Annotated in this window: 17 protein-coding genes; 7 read left to right on the forward strand and 10 right to left on the reverse strand. The window is 69.2% G+C overall.

The genetic code is table 11. From position 1 onward, the window contains the following. Nucleotides 1-20: 20 nt before the first annotated feature. Entirely contained in the window at nucleotides 21-2,264 is a 2,244-nt protein-coding gene (locus ACYVKL_RS08205; protein WP_379169638.1) for a SulP family inorganic anion transporter, read from the reverse strand. Between the two features lie 361 nt (nucleotides 2,265-2,625). Here ACYVKL_RS08205 and ACYVKL_RS08210 point away from each other — a divergent pair, with 361 nt between their 5' ends. Further along, a complete protein-coding gene (locus ACYVKL_RS08210; RefSeq protein ID WP_379169640.1) occupies nucleotides 2,626-3,672 on the forward strand; it encodes an extracellular solute-binding protein in 1,047 nt (348 codons plus the stop codon). 9 nt (nucleotides 3,673-3,681) lie between these two features. Here ACYVKL_RS08210 and ACYVKL_RS08215 read toward each other — a convergent pair whose 3' ends face one another. From ACYVKL_RS08215 to ACYVKL_RS08230, 4 genes are all read right to left on the reverse strand, one after another. Beyond that, the gene (locus tag ACYVKL_RS08215; protein ID WP_213556378.1) at nucleotides 3,682-4,062 is read right to left on the reverse strand and encodes a DUF5313 family protein; all 381 of its coding nucleotides are present in this window, start codon (nucleotides 4,060-4,062) and stop codon (nucleotides 3,682-3,684) included. Next, nucleotides 4,062-5,702 carry a SulP family inorganic anion transporter gene (locus ACYVKL_RS08220; protein ID WP_379169642.1) on the reverse strand — a complete coding sequence of 547 codons (1,641 nt, stop codon included), beginning with the start codon at nucleotides 5,700-5,702 and terminating at the stop codon, nucleotides 4,062-4,064. Before ACYVKL_RS08220 ends, ACYVKL_RS08215 begins: the two co-directional genes overlap by 1 nt. 2 nt (nucleotides 5,703-5,704) lie before the next feature. Next, nucleotides 5,705-7,537 carry a phosphoenolpyruvate carboxykinase (GTP) gene (locus ACYVKL_RS08225; RefSeq protein WP_379169644.1) on the reverse strand — a complete coding sequence of 611 codons (1,833 nt, stop codon included), beginning with the start codon at nucleotides 7,535-7,537 and terminating at the stop codon, nucleotides 5,705-5,707. A gap of 95 nt (nucleotides 7,538-7,632) precedes the next feature. Then, nucleotides 7,633-7,962: an ArsR/SmtB family transcription factor gene (locus ACYVKL_RS08230; RefSeq protein ID WP_379169646.1), complete on the reverse strand. Its 330-nt coding sequence runs from the start codon at nucleotides 7,960-7,962 to the stop codon at nucleotides 7,633-7,635. 130 nt (nucleotides 7,963-8,092) lie between these two features. On the opposite strand from ACYVKL_RS08230, the gene ACYVKL_RS08235 reads away from it, so the two are divergent. Together ACYVKL_RS08235 and ACYVKL_RS08240 are read left to right on the forward strand one after the other, a co-directional pair. Further along, nucleotides 8,093-8,905: an alpha/beta fold hydrolase gene (locus ACYVKL_RS08235; RefSeq protein WP_379169647.1), complete on the forward strand. Its 813-nt coding sequence runs from the start codon at nucleotides 8,093-8,095 to the stop codon at nucleotides 8,903-8,905. Nucleotides 8,906-8,949: 44 nt separating this feature from the next. Next, nucleotides 8,950-9,294, forward strand: coding sequence for a zinc ribbon domain-containing protein YjdM (locus tag ACYVKL_RS08240; protein ID WP_379169649.1), 345 nt, complete (start codon nucleotides 8,950-8,952; stop codon nucleotides 9,292-9,294). An 8-nt stretch (nucleotides 9,295-9,302) separates the two neighbouring features. On the opposite strand, the gene ACYVKL_RS08245 is transcribed toward ACYVKL_RS08240, so the two are convergent. Continuing rightward, nucleotides 9,303-10,433, reverse strand: a complete 1,131-nt coding sequence (locus tag ACYVKL_RS08245; RefSeq protein ID WP_379169651.1) for an agmatine deiminase family protein — start codon at nucleotides 10,431-10,433, stop codon at nucleotides 9,303-9,305. A gap of 159 nt (nucleotides 10,434-10,592) precedes the next feature. Between ACYVKL_RS08245 and ACYVKL_RS08250 the strand changes: the two genes are divergently transcribed. Next, a complete protein-coding gene (locus tag ACYVKL_RS08250) occupies nucleotides 10,593-11,063 on the forward strand; it encodes a hypothetical protein (protein WP_379169653.1) in 471 nt (156 codons plus the stop codon). A 15-nt stretch (nucleotides 11,064-11,078) separates the two neighbouring features. On the opposite strand, the gene ACYVKL_RS08255 is transcribed toward ACYVKL_RS08250, so the two are convergent. Next, nucleotides 11,079-11,252 (reverse strand): DUF6374 family protein, encoded by a 174-nt coding sequence (locus tag ACYVKL_RS08255; protein WP_213556385.1) that lies wholly within the window; start codon nucleotides 11,250-11,252, stop codon nucleotides 11,079-11,081. A 158-nt stretch (nucleotides 11,253-11,410) separates the two neighbouring features. On the opposite strand from ACYVKL_RS08255, the gene ACYVKL_RS08260 reads away from it, so the two are divergent. Next, nucleotides 11,411-11,860 carry a GtrA family protein gene (locus tag ACYVKL_RS08260; protein ID WP_379169888.1) on the forward strand — a complete coding sequence of 150 codons (450 nt, stop codon included), beginning with the start codon at nucleotides 11,411-11,413 and terminating at the stop codon, nucleotides 11,858-11,860. Nucleotides 11,861-11,872: 12 nt separating this feature from the next. Here ACYVKL_RS08260 and ACYVKL_RS08265 read toward each other — a convergent pair whose 3' ends face one another. Continuing rightward, nucleotides 11,873-12,379 carry a nuclear transport factor 2 family protein gene (locus ACYVKL_RS08265; protein WP_379169655.1) on the reverse strand — a complete coding sequence of 169 codons (507 nt, stop codon included), beginning with the start codon at nucleotides 12,377-12,379 and terminating at the stop codon, nucleotides 11,873-11,875. A gap of 259 nt (nucleotides 12,380-12,638) precedes the next feature. Here ACYVKL_RS08265 and ACYVKL_RS08270 point away from each other — a divergent pair, with 259 nt between their 5' ends. Further along, nucleotides 12,639-13,526 (forward strand): RNA polymerase sigma-70 factor, encoded by an 888-nt coding sequence (locus tag ACYVKL_RS08270; protein WP_379169656.1) that lies wholly within the window; start codon nucleotides 12,639-12,641, stop codon nucleotides 13,524-13,526. 27 nt (nucleotides 13,527-13,553) lie between these two features. Here ACYVKL_RS08270 and ACYVKL_RS08275 read toward each other — a convergent pair whose 3' ends face one another. Then, nucleotides 13,554-14,306 carry an SDR family oxidoreductase gene (locus ACYVKL_RS08275; RefSeq protein ID WP_379169658.1) on the reverse strand — a complete coding sequence of 251 codons (753 nt, stop codon included), beginning with the start codon at nucleotides 14,304-14,306 and terminating at the stop codon, nucleotides 13,554-13,556. 18 nt (nucleotides 14,307-14,324) lie between these two features. Then, a complete protein-coding gene (locus tag ACYVKL_RS08280; protein WP_379169660.1) occupies nucleotides 14,325-14,936 on the reverse strand; it encodes a TetR/AcrR family transcriptional regulator in 612 nt (203 codons plus the stop codon). A gap of 66 nt (nucleotides 14,937-15,002) precedes the next feature. Between ACYVKL_RS08280 and ACYVKL_RS08285 the strand changes: the two genes are divergently transcribed. Beyond that, nucleotides 15,003-16,313 carry a DUF2236 domain-containing protein gene (locus ACYVKL_RS08285; RefSeq protein ID WP_379169662.1) on the forward strand — a complete coding sequence of 437 codons (1,311 nt, stop codon included), beginning with the start codon at nucleotides 15,003-15,005 and terminating at the stop codon, nucleotides 16,311-16,313. Nucleotides 16,314-16,333: the final 20 nt, after the last annotated feature.

A 16,333-nucleotide genomic window follows, 5' to 3' on the forward strand; every position in this document is an offset into this window, starting at 1 on the left:
CGCCCCGAATGCCCGAAATGTCACGCCAACTGCGCCACCCGCCCGACTCCGTCGATCTCGGCGATCCCGTCGACGGTGACCTCCACGACCCGCGCGGTGGCGATGTCGAAGAACAGTCCGGAGAGCACCACGCCACGCTCCTGCACACCGCGCCGCACCACCGGATGCGCGTACAGCGTCTCCAGCTGCACCGCCACATTCACCATGCCGAGCTGATCGACCGGCCCGAATCCGGCTGCGGCAGCGGCGATTCCGACCGGATGCCCGAGCCGGAACCGGTCCAGGCTGGGCCGGGCGTGGGCGAGCCAGTCGTCGAGCTGGGAGCCGGTGACCAGTTCGCTGTGCAGCGCGCCCATCGCGCCACACCCGGAGTGCCCGCACACCACCACCGAGCGCACATCCAGCTTGTCGAGCGCGTAGATGAGCGCGGCCTCCATCGACGAGTCCTGGGCGTCGCGCGGAATCAGGTTGCCCACATTGCGGACGGTAAAGAGATCACCCGGTCCACTGTTGGTGATCACGTTCGGCACGACGCGTGAGTCAGCGCACGTGACGAAAAGCGAATCCGGTTCCTGCCCGTCACGCAGTACACCCAGGTGTGGCCGCACCACGTGCGCGTGACTGCGGTGGTAGGCGGCCACGCCCGCGACGATGGGGTCGACATCGGTGGCCGTGCGCCGCCAGGGCCCGAGCACGTCGTCGAGCAGGTGCCGGGAGTGGCCGCGCGCCGAGGGGCCGGCGGCGGCGTCGGCCATGCGGACCGCGCCGACTTCCACGAATTCGACGGCGCCACCCTCCTCGCGGTGGTGGTCAGCCCATTCCCGCAGCGCGTCGTAGGCGGCGTGGTCCATGAAGTCGACGGTCATCTCGACCACGACGTCCGCGTCGGCGGGCACCTTGGCGAGCTCACCGGTCAGCTTGGGCAGGGCCAGAAAGGTGAAGCTGCCGTCCACGGTCACCCGCCAGCGTGCGCGGTTCGACGGCCCCGCACCGGACTCCTCGGCCACCACCGACACCCGCACCACCCGCCACAGCAGCAGCGCGAACACCAGGGCGAGCCCGACCAGCATGCCCAGCAACAGATTCCAGAACACCACCACCAGCACGGTGGCCGCGTACACCACCAGGTCGCCGGTGCGCTGGGCGCGCCGGATGTGGGCGAGCTTGATCAGCTGGATGCCGACCACGATGAGCAGTCCGGCCAGCGCCGCCTTGGGAATCGAGCGCACCACGTCGACCAGCGCCACCGAGAACAACAGGATCCACAGGCCGTGCAGCATGGTGGAGGCCTTGGTGCGGGCCCCGGCTTTGACATTGGTGATGCTGCGCACTATCACCGCCGCCACCGGCAGGCCTCCGACCAGACCGGAGACCATGTTGGCCGCACCCTGGCCTAGTAACTCGCGATCCAAATCCGTTCGGCGCGCGGCGTTCTGGCGCATCCGGTCGACCGCCACGGCCGATAGTAGAGTCTCCACGCTGGCGATGAGCGCGATGGTCAGCGCCATCAGCGCCACCGTCGCCCAACTCCCGTGCGGTACCTGCGGCAGCCGAAGTTCGTTCAGCAGTGAGCCGTTGAGGGTGATGCGTTCGACCCGCACCGGCAGCACGCGCGCCAGCAGGGTGGCCACCACCACGGCCACCAGCGGTGCGGGCACCTGGCGCGCGGGCTCGGGCAGTCGTCGCCAGCCGGCCAGGATGGCGATCACGACCAGCCCGATGCACAGATCTCCCGGGTGCACCGAGGCCAGCTGGTGCGGCAGCGCGGTGATGCTGCCCCAGGACGAGCTCAGCGAGTTGCCGCCCAGCATCACGTGGACCTGCTGCAGCGCGATGACGATGCCGATCCCGGCGAGCATGGCGTGCACCACGACCGGTGCGATGGCCAGCACGCCGCGCGCGATCCGGCTGAGCCCGAACAGAATTTGCAGCCCGCCCGCCAGAACGGTGATGAAACAGGTGGCCGCCCAGCCGAATTGGCTGATGGATTCGGCGACGACGACGGTGAGCGAGGCGGTCGGCCCGCTCACCTGGAGGGTGGAGCCGCCGAGTAGCCCGGCGACCACCCCGCCCACCACCGCGGCGATGAGCCCCGCGGCGACCGGGGCGCCGACGGCCACGGCGATGCCGATGGACAGCGGCAGGGAGACCAGGAAGACGACGAGTGACGCCGGTAGATCGTGGCGCACCAGGGTGGCCCAGGGATCCCGGCGCGCAGGGCCGGGAAGCGACGTCCGTGGAGGCTGATCGGTGTCGGTGGACATATCTCTCCTTCGCCGGCACGGCTCGGCCGCCCGGTTCATCGGTCAACATGTACTGGCATCGAGAGGCAGCGGCGGGCGAGGCTGGAGAACCACGACGCTTGGCAGATCGCGGGTAAGCGTAAAGACAAGGCAAAGGAAACGAAAAGCGTTTGCGACCATTGATGCGAACCGCTACCAAACTGTGACACAGCTCACTTTGCAGGGCGCGTGAGACAAGACGGCTCCGACCTAGTCGAAACCGCGTGAAATCGCCAGCTGTTCACCGAAAAGACCCTCCCGGTTCGCCGACACTGCCTATTCTGCGCGCGAGATAGGTGTGGAACCCGGTCGAGACGGGGTCCTTCGGAAAGGATCCCGCGGAATGTCACTACCCCGCCGCGTCTTCATCGCGGCCGTCGTCTCGGCGCCCCTCGCCGCCACCGCCTGCGGCCGGCACGCCACCCCGAATACCGTTCCGGCGGTGACCAGTTCGTGGACCCCGCCGCCCGGGCTGCACGGCGAACTGACGCTGTACTCGGCCAATCCCGCGGACCTCACCGACGAACTGGTCGCCGCGTTCACCAAGGCGTCCGGGGTGAAGGTCACCGTCTTCAGCGCCGAGACCGGCAAGATCACCGCCAAACTCGACAAGGAGGGTCCGCGCCCCGTCGCCGACGTGGTGTACCTGGCCTCCTGGACGCCCGCCGCGCAATTCGACCTGGACGGCCGGACCCTGCCCTACTCCCCGCGCGGCATCGATCGCGTGCACGCCGGCTGGATCGCCAAGAATCACGGCTTCCTCGGCCGGGACGGCTCGGCGCTGACCATGGTGGTCAACACCAGGGTCTGCCCGCGCCTGCCCAATGACTGGGCCGACCTGGCCGCACCGGAGTTCCGCGGCAAGGTGATCATGCCGGACCCGCGCGAATCCGGCACCGCCCGTGACCTGCTGGCCGCCATGGTCAGCGCCTGGGGCAAGGACGACGCGTGGGCCGTGTTCGACTCGCTGTTCGCCAACGGCATGGCGGTCCGCGGCGGCAACGGGCCCGCCCTGGACGAGGTCACCGCGGGCACGTCCGCGGTGATCCTCGGCGGCGTCGACTACGCGGCCTACGACGCGGCCGCCAAAGGCGTTCCGCTGCGGGTCATCTCCCCCGCCTCGGGCACCATCATCACCCCGCGCCCGGTGTTCATCCTCAACACCACCAAGAATCCGGCCGCCGCGAAAGCCCTGGTGGACTACATGTTCACGCCCGAGGCCCAGCAGATCTCCGCGGCCCACAAGATGATTCCCGCCCGCACCGACATCCCCGTGGCGCCCGGCACCCGCACCTACGACGAGGTCAAGCAGCTGCCCTTCTCCTGGGACCAGATCAAGGGCAACGGCGCGGCGATCCTCACCGAATTCACCCAGCGCTACCTGCACTGAGCTTCGGGCTCAGCCGCGGCCGTGCGCCCGCTCGTAGGCTTCACGCGCGGCGGCGGCGCGGTCGCGTTCCCGCTGATCCGCCAGCGCCGGATCGAGACCGTGCTTGGCCAGGCGTGCCCGTCGGAACACATACATGAGCGCCGCCGTGAAGTAGATGAGCGGCAGATACAGCAGCGCCATCATGGCCAGGCCCATCCACAGCGGACCGGGGATCAGCAGGAACAGGCACAGCGGCGGAATGATCGGAATCAGGATGCGCAGCATGTACCGCCGCGCCGCGCCCGGCCCGGTCAGATCGTCGAGGATCCACTGGTTCATCGACGCCGGCAGGGTGCCGCCCGCGATATAGCGCAGGCGCTGCCAGGGATTCGGGGTGGTCGGCTCGCTCATCAGTGACTGCTTTCGGCGGGACGGGATACGAGTTCGCGGGCGACCGCGATGGCGTCGGGGGTCTGATCGAACAGGTGGCCAGGCCCGCTGCCGGGCAACGCGCCGACGGCCGCCAGCGTGCGCAGGTGGTCCTCGCGCAGGCCCGACATCAGCACGGTGATGCCGCGGTGCTCGAGTTTACCGATGGCGTCGCGCAGGGTGAGCGCACCAGTGGTGTCGAGCGCGGTGAGATGAGACATACGCAGGATGACTACCCGTACCTGCGATACCTCGGCCAGTTCCAGCAGGAAGCGGTGCGCGGCGGCGAAGAACAGCGGCCCGTCGAGACGGTAGGCCACGATGTGGTCGTGCAGCAGCTGGTGTTCCTCGTCCAGATGGTCGGCGTCGTCGAGCGGAATCTGGTGCAGCCGCGCCTCTTTGGCGACCGAGCGCAGGGCCAGCAGCACCGCGATTCCCACGCCCACCGCGACCGCGCTGACCAGGTCCATGGCGACGGTGACCCCGAAGGTGATCGTCATGATCGCGGCATCACCGCGGGAGGCGCGGGCGATGGCGGCCAGCGAGGCGGTCTCGACCATGCGCACGGTGGTGGCCAGCAGCACCCCGGCCAGGGCGGCCACGGGAATCGCGGCGACCAAACCGGTGGCGAGGAACACGATGGCGGCCAGCACGACCGCGTGGATGAGCGCTGCGAGCCGGGTGCGTGCACCGGAGCGCACATTGACCGCGGTGCGCGCGATGGCGCCGGTAGCGGGCACCCCGCCGAACAGGGGCGCGGCGATATTGGCCAGCCCCTGGCCGAACAGCTCGCGGTCGGGATCGTGGCGGCCGCCCACGGCCATCGAATCGGCCGCGGTCGCCGACAGCAGCGATTCCAGCGCCGCCAGCGCGGCCACCGCCAGCGCCGGTGCGATCAGCGAGCCCATCTGGTCCACGTGCAGGAAATCCAGTGTGGGCGCCTGCAGTCCGGACGGGATGGTCCCGATCAGGGTCAGGTCCAGGTGGAAGACTTTGGCCGCCACCGTCGCCAGCACCACGGTGAGCAGCGCGAACGGCAGCCGCGGCAGGTAGCGGCCACCGATCAGGACCACCGCCGCCACCAGCAGCGCCGTCGCGAGCGAGACCCAGTTCGGCCCGGAGGCGAACTGCCGCACCGCATCCCACGCCGACTGCCACACCTTGTCCCCGTGCGCGTGGGCCACCCCCAGCGCGGACGGGAACTGCTGCAACGCGATGACCACGGCAATCCCCGCGGTGAAACCCTCGATCACCGGGGCGGGCATGTAGCGCACGGCGCGCCCGACCCCGGCGATCGCGAGCACCACCAGCACGAGCCCGGCCAGCAGCCCCACGGCCAGCACCCCGCTCGCTCCGTGCCGATGGAAGATCGGAACCAGCACCACGGTCATCGCGCCCGTGGGCCCGGTGACCTGGAACCGGGAGCCGCCGAACACCGCGGCGATCGCGCCCGCCACCACCGCGGTCGCGAGGCCGGCGGCCGCGCCGAGCCCGGAGCTGATGCCGAAGCCCAGCGCCAGCGGCAGCGCGACCAGCGCGACGACCAGTCCGGCCAGCAGGTCCGCGCCCGGGGCGCGCACGGCGGGGAGCCAGTCCGCACGGTTCGGCAGCAGGCCGGCCACGGTCAGAGTGCCTCGGCCAGACGCAATTTCAGCGCGGCCAGCTCGGCACGCAAGGTGTCGGGCAGCCGGTTGCCGCCGATGGTGGAGTACCACTCGTCAATGGACTCCAGCTCGCGCACCCATTCCTCCACGTCCACGGTCAGCGCCGCGTCGATCAGGCCCCGGTAGCCCGCACCCAGGCCCTCGAGGTCGAGGTCGGCGGCGGCAGGGACGTAACCGATAGGGGTGCGCTGCGCCTCGGCGGTGCCGTCGAGGCGTTCGAGGGCCCACTTCAGCACGCGCACGTTGTCGCCGAAGCCGGGCCACAGGAACTTGCCGTCGGCGCTGCGGCGGAACCAGTTGACCTGGAAGATCTTCGGTAGTTGCGCGCCCTCGCGCGCGCCCATGGCCAGCCAGTGCGCGAAGTAGTCGCCCACGTGGTAGCCGAGGAACGGCAGCATCGCCATGGGATCGCGGCGGACCACGCCGACCGCGCCGGCGGCGGCCGCGGTGGTCTCCGAGGACAGCACCGAGGCGGTGAACACGCCGTGCGCCCAGTCGAAGGACTCGGCGACCAGCGGGACGGTGGTGGCGCGGCGGCCGCCGAAGAAGATGGCCGAGATCGGCACCCCGCGCGGGTCGTTCCATTCCGGGGCCACCGACGGGCACTGCTCGATGGGCGTGCAGTAGCGCGAGTTCGGGTGCGCGGCAGGCGTTCCCGAGGCGGGGGTCCAGTCGTTGCCGCGCCAGTCGATCAGGTGGGCCGGGGGCTGCTCGGTGAGGCCCTCCCACCAGGCGTCGCCGCCGTCGGTGCGGGCGGTGTTGGTGAAGATGGAGTTGCCGGCCTCGATGGTGGCGATGGCATTCGGGTTGGTCTTGGCGCCGGTTCCCGGTGCGACGCCGAAGAATCCGGCTTCCGGGTTCACCGCGTAGAGCCGCCCGTCGGCGCCGAAGCGCATCCAGGCGATGTCGTCGCCCACGGTCTCGGCCTGCCAGCCGGGCAGGGTGGGCTCGAGCATGGCGAGGTTGGTCTTGCCGCACGAGGACGGGAACGCCGCGGCGATGTAGTGCGTCTTCCCCTGCGGCGAGGTGAGTTTCAGGATGAGCATGTGCTCGGCCAGCCAGCCCTCGTCGCGACCGATGACCGAGGCGATGCGCAGCGCGAAGCACTTCTTGCCCAGCAGCGCGTTGCCGCCGTAACCGGAGCCGTAGCTCCAGATGGTGCGGGTCTCGGGGAAGTGCGCGATGTACTTGGTCTTGTCGCACGGCCATGGCACATCGGCCTGACCCGGCGACAGCGGCGCGCCCACCGAGTGCAGGCACTGCACGAATTCGGTTCCGGCGGTGAGCTGTTCCCAGACCTGGGCGCCGGAGCGGGTCATGATCTGCATGGAGGCCGCGACGTAGGCCGAATCGGTGATCTGCACACCGTATTTCGGCTCGCCCGCGTCGAGTGGGCCCATGCAGAAGGCGATCACATACATGGTGCGACCGGTCATCGCGCCGCGGAAGTGCTCGGTCAGCACGGTGCGCATGTCGACCGGGTCCACCCAGTTGTTGGTGGGCCCGGCGTCGCTCTCGTGCTCGGAGCAGATGAAGGTCCGGTCCTCCACGCGCGCCACATCGTCGGGATCGGAGGCGCACCAGAAGGAGTTGGGCTTGGCCGACAGCGCGACGAACGTGCCCTTGGCGACCAGTTCGCCGGTGAGCCGATCCCACTCGTCGCGGGACCCGTCGCAGTAGACGATCCGCTCGGGCGCGGTCAGCTCGGCGACCTCGGCGACCCAGGCCGCGATGTCGGGGTGCGCGGTCGGCGCCGCGGTGGTTGCGAGGGTGGCGGTAGGACGTTCGGGCACGGCGAACCTCTCTTCACGAAACAACTAGGTTTATATTTTAGAAAACACGCAATCAGTTGGTGCACGGACCCCCGGAATAGGGCGATCCGGTTCCGCTACGCGGAGTGTTCGAGCGCTTCCGCCTGACCAGTGACGACGCCGGTGAGAATCGCGCGCGCGACCGCGAGCAGTTCCGCGACCTGCGGAGAGGTGAGCTGGTAAGTGACCGAGAGCCCTTCGCGGCGAGCCGCGACCAGCCCGGCGCGACGCAGAATCGACAGCTGCTGCGACAGGTTCGCGGCCTCGACACCGATCTCGGTGAGCATCTCCGACACCGCGTACTCGCGCTGACTGAGCAGTTCCAGCACCCGGATCCGTACGGGATGGCCGAGCGTCTTGAAGAAATCCGCCTTCATTTGATAGAGCGGCCGTTGCTGTCCTGGCATGTGCGAGCCGCTCCTTCCGAGGGCGGGTGGGCATCCGGCACGCGGCCGACCCGGTGATTGCAGAGTTTAGCAAACAGGATAACCATGCTAGGTTCGGTCGTTCCCCGGACCGCCCACAGGAAGACCGAACGTGCCCATCGCCACCCTCAACGGGATTCGCCTCAACTACGACGTCACCGGCACCGGACCTCTGGTCGTCCTGGTCATGGGCACCGGCAGCCCCGGCCGGGTCTGGCGCACGTATCAGGTTCCGGCCCTGGTGAAAGCGGGCTTCCGGGTCGCGACCTTCGACAATCGCGGCATCGCGCCCTCGGAGGAGAGCGCGCACGGCATGCGCATCGAGGACCTGGTCGCCGACACCGCGGCGCTGATCGAACTGCTCGGCGGGCCCGCGCACGTGGTCGGCACCTCGCTGGGCGCGCGCGTCACGCAGGAACTCGCGCTGGCCCGGCCGGATCTGGTGAGCCGGGCCGTCATGCTGGCCACCACCGGCCGGCCGCATCCGCTGGCGAGCAGCCTGAGCAAGGGCGAGCAGGCGTTGCAGCAGCAGGGCGTGAAGCTGCCGCCGGAGTACGCGGCGGCCATCAAGGCCATGCTGAACCTGTCCCCCGCCACCATGGAATCGGACGAGTCCGCGCAACAGTGGCTCGACATCTTCGAGTACTCGGCCAGTGTCACGCCCGGCCCGGGCGTACTGGCCCAGATGCGCATGGACCGTTCCCGCAACCGGCTCGCCGACTACGCCCGCATCACCGTGCCCAGCCTGGTGGTCGGGTTCGCCGACGACCGGATGCTGCCGCCGGTGTTCGGCCGCGAGGTCGCCGAGGCAATTCCCGGGGCCCGGTTCGTGGAACTCGAGAAATGCGGCCACTACGGCTATCTGGAGCAGCCCGAGGCGGTCAACCGCACCATCATCGACTTCCTCACCAGTGTGAACGCCTGAGCCCCAGCACCTCTCACCACCCTCACCCAGACAAGGAGCCGACCGTGACCGACGCGCTGCCGCCGTGCCCCGCCTGCGCAAGCGAATACACCTACGAGGTGGGCGGTTTGCTGACCTGCCCGGAGTGCGCGCACGAATGGACGACCGAGGCGGAGGCGGCCGCCGAGGACGGCGTCATCCGTGACGCGGTCGGCAATGTGCTCGCCGACGGCGACACCGTCACGGTCATCAAGTCCCTGAAGGTGAAGGGCAGCCCGACCGGCATCAAGGCGGGCACCAAAGTGCGCAATATCCGCCTCGTGCCCGGCGTCGGAGATCACGACATCGACTGCAAGGTCGACGGCATCGGCGCGATGCAGCTGAAATCCAGTGTGGTGAAGAAGGTCTGACGCGCCGGTCAGTCGACGGGCTCCTGTTGGGTGGTGCAGTGGATGCCGCCGCCGCCCGCGGCGATGGCGTCGATATTGATCTGCACCACGCGCCGGTCCGGGAACAGGCGTTGCAGGGTGGACTGGGCGGCGGAATCGGTTTCGGGGTCACCGAATTCGGGGGCGATGACGCCGCCGTTGCAGACATAGAAGTTGATGTACCCGGCGGCGAAGTCGTCGCCGGCGCCGCGGTAGCGCAATTCCGAAGGCGCTTCGAGAGTTTCGATCTCCAGCGGCCGGCCCTGCACGTCCGTGGCGCTGTGCAGGATGTCGAGGTGGCGGCGGGTGACGTCGTAGTCGAAGGATTCCTCGTTGTTGTCGAGCGCCGCGACCACCACGCCGGGGCGGGCGAAGCGGGCGTAGAAGTCGGTGTGGCCGTCGGTGATGTCGTGCCCGGCGATGCCCGGCAGCCAGATCACCTTCTTGATTCCCAGCAGGTGGTCGAGCTCGGCTTCGACGTCGGACTTCTTCCAGCCCCGGTTCCGGTTGTTGTTCAGCACACAGGATTCGGTGATGAGCGCGGTGCCCTCGCCGTCGACCTCGATTCCGCCGCCCTCGAGCACCAGATCGGTGTGCCCGGTCTGCACCCCGGCGCGGCCGTCGACGAAGGTGGCGACCTTGCTGTCCCGCTTGTGCTGCTGTTTGCCGCCCCAGCCGTTGAAGTTGAAGTCGACACCGGCCTTGCCGTGATTGCCGCGCACGAACACCGGGCCGGTGTCGCGCATCCACAGATCGTCGAGGTCGGCGACGATGAGATCGACGTCCGCGCCGCCGAGCAGGTTGCGGGCCAGGCCCAGTTCGTCCTGGCGCACCAGCATGGACACCGGTTCGAAGCGGGAGATGGTGGCGGCGATGGTGGCCAGGTTCTCGCGCACCTGCGGCAGCAGCTGACGGCCCCAGATGGCTTCGCTCGCCCCGAAAGCCATCCAGGTGCGCTTGTGGGGCGCGCCCTCGTCGGGCATGACGCCGGAGTGGCCCTCGGCGGAACCGGTCGTGGGGTCGCCGTTGAACCACGAGGAGATGGATCCGTCGCAGCCGGCGAGCAGTAGCCCGCCCATGGTCAATAGCCCGGATCGCATGAACCGGCGTCGTGGTTGCATCTCGCAGTCTCCTTGTGTGAGGAAACGGCGCGGGGTTCCCTACTCCGGCGCGCTGAATCCGATGAACCCGCTGGTGAAACGGCCGTCCGCACATGACGACCCGAGCCGGGCACCAGCGACTCTAATCTCTGACTGAATTTTCAGTCAAGGACAGGTCGTGTGATCCAGCTCCCGTCGGATCGGGCGAGCGACGGCATCGCCTGGTCCGCCGACACCGGCATCAGCTACGAGCGCTCCCGCCAGTTCCAGCTCGGCTGCACCGATTACAAGAACCCGTGCTCGGTCGCCGACGACCTGCGTGTGCGCTACGGCCAGGGATCGGCACTGACCTTCGAATACCTCCCCGGCCAGGACGAGCGCGCCGACGGCTTCACCGTCACGGTCACCGGCCTCGACCGCATCCGATTCCATGACGCCCTGGCCGCCGACCCCGCGGTGGCCGAGCGCCTGGGCGGCGGCTCCTTCACCGAATCCGGAGACCTGATCCTGGTCGCCGACCGCACCGACGAGACCCTCATCCGCAACTTCGTGACAGCTCTGGGTGGAACCTGGGACGCCGGCCAATTCCGTTACGGCGACCGCGAATTCGTGCGCTCGACCGGAACCGACGCCCTGCCCTGCTCGGTGTGACACCCCCGCCGCCCGCTAGTCGGCCCGATCCTCCTCCAGAAAGATCCGCAACCCCTCCCCGATCTTCCCCGCAGCATTCTCCAACTGCTCCGGCGACAACACCTTCCCGAACGACGCCGCCTTCAGCAGCTGCCGCTGCACCTCTTTGAGGTTCATCGTCGCCCAGTCGCGTCGTGAGAGTTCCGGCATGGCCCGGAACACTACCTCGAGTAGAACGTTTGTTCGAGTGGTTGCGTGACAGCGCCGCGTCAGGTCGGTGTCAGGTCCGTGTAAGCGGGGTTGGCGACTGTAGTGGCGTGAACATTGCGATTGCTGATTCCGGGCTGCGGACGGTGTACGGGGACCCGATGGGCCTCGGCGGCTTCGCGGACGCCGTGGATCGCGGGGTTGCGGCGGTGGGGCGGTTCCTGCGGGGCGACCACGTGGCCGCGCAGCTGGTGCGGTTCGCGTTGGTGGGCGGGCTCAGCAATGTCGCTTACGTTCTCGTGTTCATGGCGATGAACGGGAGCGGGACCCTGGTGGCCAATGTGGCGGGGTCGATTCTCAGCACGGTTATCGCCAATGAACTGCATCGGCAGTTGACGTTTCGGGCGGCCGGGCGGGTGGGCTGGTTCACCGCGCAGTGGGAAGGCGGCGGGCTGGCCGCGGCCGGACTGGTGGTCAGTACGGCCGCGTTGGCGGGGCTCGATTTCTGGGCGCCCGGGCTCGGGGAGATCGCTCAGGCGGGTGCGGTGCTCGCGGTGATGGCGGCGGTCGGCGGGCTGCGGTTCCTGGCCTTGCGCGGGTTCGTGTTCTGAGGCCCGGCGGGGTCAGCCGCCGAAGATGGCGGTGGGATCGCCGGTGTACCAGGTGTTGTCGATGCGCATGCGGTCGATGAGCCAGCGGTCGCCGTCACGGCGCAGTTCGAGTTCGTAGGGGTTCTTCAGCAGGGCGTGCACGGTGGGGTCGGCGTCCAGCAGGTGCTGGGCTTCGACGAGGGCGGTCATGGTGGCGGTGTCGCCGTCGATGGTGATGCGGGGGTTGGTGACCTGGTGGGTGGTGTGTACGCGGCCGGTGAACATGGCCAGGATGGCGTCGACGATGGTGTCGCGGCCGACCATGACCGGCGGTGCGCCACCCCAGCGGGCTGCGGCGGGCCGGAAGTCGAGTTCGGCATCAGGGGTGAACGCGGAGGCGAACAGGTCGCGGTCCTTGGTGTCCTGGCCGAGGGCGAAACGGTAGAGGGCATCGGCGATTTCGGCGCGGTCGCGCAGTTCCGCGACGACCGCCGGGAGGTCGGCGGCAGGTGCGGAGAGGGCTCGAAGGCCGGCGTTCATGGGAACTCCTCGGGTAGATCGAACGGTCGGTTTCACTGTGCTGTCAGGGCAATTGGTGAACAAGGCCGGTTTCGGCAACGATCGTTTAGCGTGAGTTAACGTCGGGCGGGCGGTGATCGAGCGGTACGAGGTCGAGATGCCACCGAGCACGCCACCACCGGGCCCGCGTGACCCGGTTCACGATCGAATCGGGTCCCCGGTGTCACAGAACGGCCGGGTGCGGTGTCTTGTGGGTGATACGACAGAACGGGAGCCACCCATGACCGGGACCACCGAAGCCACCGAAGCCTTCGTCACGCATCGGAATCTGCTGTTCACCGTCGCCTACGAGATGCTCGGGTCGGCGGCCGACGCCGAGGATGTGCTGCAGGAGACGTGGCTGCGCTGGACCGGCGTCGACCTGGAGACGGTGCACGACGAGCGGGCGTATCTGGTGCGCATCACCACCCGCCAGGCGCTGAGCCGGTTGCGGACGCTGGGGCGGCGCAAGGAGTCCTATGTCGGGCAGTGGCTGCCCGAGCCGCTGCTGACCGCGCCGGACGTGGCCGAGGATGTCGAACTGGCGGAAAGCGTTTCGATGGCCATGCTGCTGGTGCTCGAGACGCTCACCCCGACCGAGCGCGCGGTGTTCGTGCTGCGCGAGGTGTTCGATCTGCCCTACGACGAGATCGCCGAGGCCGTCGACAAGACCGCGGCCGCGGTCCGCCAGATCGCGCATCGCGCCCGCTCGCACGTGGCTGCCCGCCGCCCGCGCGGCGTCGTGTCCCCGGCCGAGTCCCGCGAGGTGCTCGAAGCGTTCCATCGTGCGGTCGACACCGGCGACCTGCAGGGCTTGCTCGATCTGCTGGCCCCGGACGTGGTCGCGCTCGGCGACGGCGGCGGCGTCCGATCCGCGCTGCCGCGCCCGATCGTGGGCGCGGAGAAGGTGGCCCGCGTGTTCACCAAGGGCTGGCACCGGGTCGGCGCCGGCGCGACCTTCCACACCACGATGGTCAACGGCCATCCGGCGCTGGTGGTCCGGCGCGACGGCGAGGTCGACACGGTGCTGGCCCTGCGGATCGACGACGGTCTGATCACCGGCCTGTACGCGGTGCGCAATCCGGAGAAGCACTCCCACATGGAGCAGGTGACGGCGCTGAGCCGGTGATCCGGTCCGGGCGTCGGCGGAGCGAGGTCAGCCGCGCCCGATGTACGGCATGCCGGTGGCCATCACGGTCAGGAACGGCACGTTCACCTCGAGGGGCAGGTCGACGGTCTGCGCGACGAGTCGCGCGACGTGCGCCGCGTCGATGGTCGGCTCGGGGCGGACGCTGCCGTCGGCCTGCAGGGATCCCGCCGCGATGCCCGCGGTGAGTTCGGTTGCGGCATTGCCGATGTCGATCTGCCCGACCGCGATGCCGTGCGCGCGCCCTTCCAGGTTGAGGGCCTTGGTGAGTCCGGTGATGCCGTGCTTGCTGGCGGCGTAGGCCACCGTGTTCGGTCGCGGCGTGTGCGCGGAGATGGACCCGTTGTTGATGATCCGCCCGCCCGGCGGCGTCTGGGTCTTCATGAGCCGGAACGCGGCCTGCCCGCACAGGAACGAACCGGTCAGGTTGATGTCGACGACCTGCTTCCACTCCGCCACCGACAGTTCGTCGATCGGCTTGGCGGGTCCGAAGATCCCGGCATTGTTGATCAGCGCGTCCAGCCGTCCCCAGCGCTGCACGATCTGCGCGAAGACCGCGTCGACGGTCGCGGGGTCGGTGACGTCGGCCCGGATGGCCTGCGCGCTGCCCGGTCCGGGCGCGGTCGCCACCGTCTCGTCGAGCGTGGCCTCGGTGCGTCCCACCGCGACGACCAGATGTCCGGCAGCGGTCAGCGCGTGGGTGATGGCGCGGCCGACTCCGGCGCCCGCGCCGGTGACGAGAACGATCTTGGATGTGCTCACGAGGTCGAGCGTATTCGCTCACCGGGCGGGCCGGTTCGGCGGAAGCACGTTGGTCCGCAGGTGCCGGACCACTGCGACGAGCCGTTCGAGGGTGGCGTGTTCGGGATCGGTGAGCCGCAGTTGCAGCAGTTCGCGGCCCGAGGCGTGCAGGATGCGCGCGTTGTATTCGGGGTCGGGTAGATCGGGAAAGGCTTGCCGCAGTTCCTGTTCCAGGAATCCGCGGACCGCCGTCTGGGAGCGGGCGAGCCGCTGATGCAGTTCGGGTGGCGCTCCTGCGGGCGGGAACAGGAACAGCCGCCAGGTCTCGGGGTTGGCGTCGATGGCGCGGACCGCGCCTTCGAAGGCGCTCACGAACGGGTCGGCGTCCGGGGCTTGCTGCAGCTGTGCGACGGCCTCGAGGAATTGACTCGCCGCCCGCGCGCTCTCCCGGTCGATGAGGGCGACGAAAAGTCCGGCCAGATCACCGAACTGCTGGTAGAGGACGGGCCGCGTGACGCCGGCCGCCTCGGCGATCCGGCCGGGGGTGGCCGTGTGGAATCCTTCGGAGGCCACGATCGCGTGGGCGACGTCGAGGATCTGCTCGCGGCGGTTCTCGGCGCTCATCCGCCGCCGCGCGTGGGGAGCGGTCATCACCCTTGACACTCTAACTTACAACCTGTCAGTCTCTAACTAACAGGTTGAAAGTTGAGGTGTCCGATGTCGCATTACCCCGAACTCGCCGACCGCGTGCGCAGCCAGCGCGCCCTGCAGCCGGACCTGTACGGCTCGATCGATTTCGACGAATCCCCCTTCCGTTTCACCGTCGATCCGGGCGACAAGTCGTCGCTGCCCGGCTGGGTCGCCGACCGGGAGCCCTTGCTCGCCGACGCCCGGGTCGTCGAATTGATGCGCACCGCAACGATGCTCGGCGATGTGGTCGCCGACCCGTACGCGGCACTGGCGCCGCGCTACGGGGTGCAGGGTCTGATCGGCATGCTGCGCCAGGCCTGTCACGCCGGCGTCGACTCCGTCCCCGACGCTCCCGCCGAGTTGCGACAGTTCCTGGCGGCCATGGAGGCGACACCCGAGTGGCTGGACATGGAGCTGGTCGAGGAGGGCGCGCGGCACTCGCGGGTCGGCGCGGCCTTCCTGTCGCCGTTCCTGATTCGGGGCGCGTTCCTGGCCACCTTCCTCAATACCTATGCCGCACTGCCGATGACGCTGACCGGCGCGCTCTCGGGCCGGCGCGCCGCGCGGCGGGTCAACGAGACCGCCTCGTTCTTCGCGATCACCACGTTGCCGGGCGCGCTGGAACGCCACGGTGCGGGTTTCGAGGCCGCCGCCATGGTGCGCCTGATGCATTCGATGGTGCGCTACAACGCTTTGGCGCGTTCGGACCGGTGGGATGCCGATGTGTTCGGCGTCCCGCTGCCGCAGGTCGATCAGATGCCGGCCGGTCTGATCAACATGTATCTGCTCGCCACGCTGGCGACCCGCCGCGGCCGCACCGAATTCTCTTCCCGTGAGCGCGCGATCCTGGAGTTCAGTCGCTACCGCTGCTTCCTGCTGGGCCTGCCGGAGGAATTGCTGCCCACCACCGCCGAAGGCATCCTCGAGGTCTTCCACGCCCGGGCCGCCGTGCTGCGCGACGATTTCGACGACGCCACCTGCGGCGCGCTGGTCCGTTCCACCATGGCCGCCTACCTGCGCCCGGGCCGCTCCCGCTTCGACCGGGCCGCCGACGCGGTCGAAAAGAGCTGGAGCCGGGTGTTCTTCCTCGGTTTCTGCGGCGGCAACCGCGAGGCGGCCGCGGCGATGAGCGTCACCCTGACCTTCCCGGACCTGGCCCGGGTGGCCGTGACCGTGCCGTTCGTCATCCTGCGTTTCCTCCTGGCGACCGTGGCCTCGCAGCGCCCGGCGCTGCGCCGGGCCGCCGACACCTATGCGATCCGCCGGGTGCGCCGCCAACTCGCGGTCTACGGCGACGCCGAATACACCACCGACTCGCGCACCTATCCGGGGTCCTGACCAGCTAACACAGCGGATAC

The sequence above is a fragment of the Nocardia tengchongensis genome, from assembly GCF_054781395.1.

Excerpts from the sequence above, each read along its gene's own strand:
- ACYVKL_RS08265 (WP_379169655.1), bottom strand. The coding sequence starts at position 12,379 with ATGAACGCCGGCCTTCGAGCCCTCTCCGCACCTGCCGCCGACCTCCCG.
- ACYVKL_RS08260 (WP_379169888.1), top strand. The coding sequence starts at position 11,411 with ATGGGCCTCGGCGGCTTCGCGGACGCCGTGGATCGCGGGGTTGCGGCG.
- ACYVKL_RS08210 (WP_379169640.1), top strand. The coding sequence starts at position 2,626 with ATGTCACTACCCCGCCGCGTCTTCATCGCGGCCGTCGTCTCGGCGCCC.
- ACYVKL_RS08255 (WP_213556385.1), bottom strand. The coding sequence starts at position 11,252 with ATGCCGGAACTCTCACGACGCGACTGGGCGACGATGAACCTCAAAGAG.
- ACYVKL_RS08245 (WP_379169651.1), bottom strand. The coding sequence starts at position 10,433 with ATGCAACCACGACGCCGGTTCATGCGATCCGGGCTATTGACCATGGGC.
- ACYVKL_RS08215 (WP_213556378.1), bottom strand. The coding sequence starts at position 4,062 with ATGAGCGAGCCGACCACCCCGAATCCCTGGCAGCGCCTGCGCTATATC.
- ACYVKL_RS08285 (WP_379169662.1), top strand. The coding sequence starts at position 15,003 with ATGTCGCATTACCCCGAACTCGCCGACCGCGTGCGCAGCCAGCGCGCC.
- ACYVKL_RS08205 (WP_379169638.1), bottom strand. The coding sequence starts at position 2,264 with ATGTCCACCGACACCGATCAGCCTCCACGGACGTCGCTTCCCGGCCCT.
- ACYVKL_RS08230 (WP_379169646.1), bottom strand. The coding sequence starts at position 7,962 with ATGCCAGGACAGCAACGGCCGCTCTATCAAATGAAGGCGGATTTCTTC.
- ACYVKL_RS08280 (WP_379169660.1), bottom strand. The coding sequence starts at position 14,936 with ATGACCGCTCCCCACGCGCGGCGGCGGATGAGCGCCGAGAACCGCCGC.
- ACYVKL_RS08270 (WP_379169656.1), top strand. The coding sequence starts at position 12,639 with ATGACCGGGACCACCGAAGCCACCGAAGCCTTCGTCACGCATCGGAAT.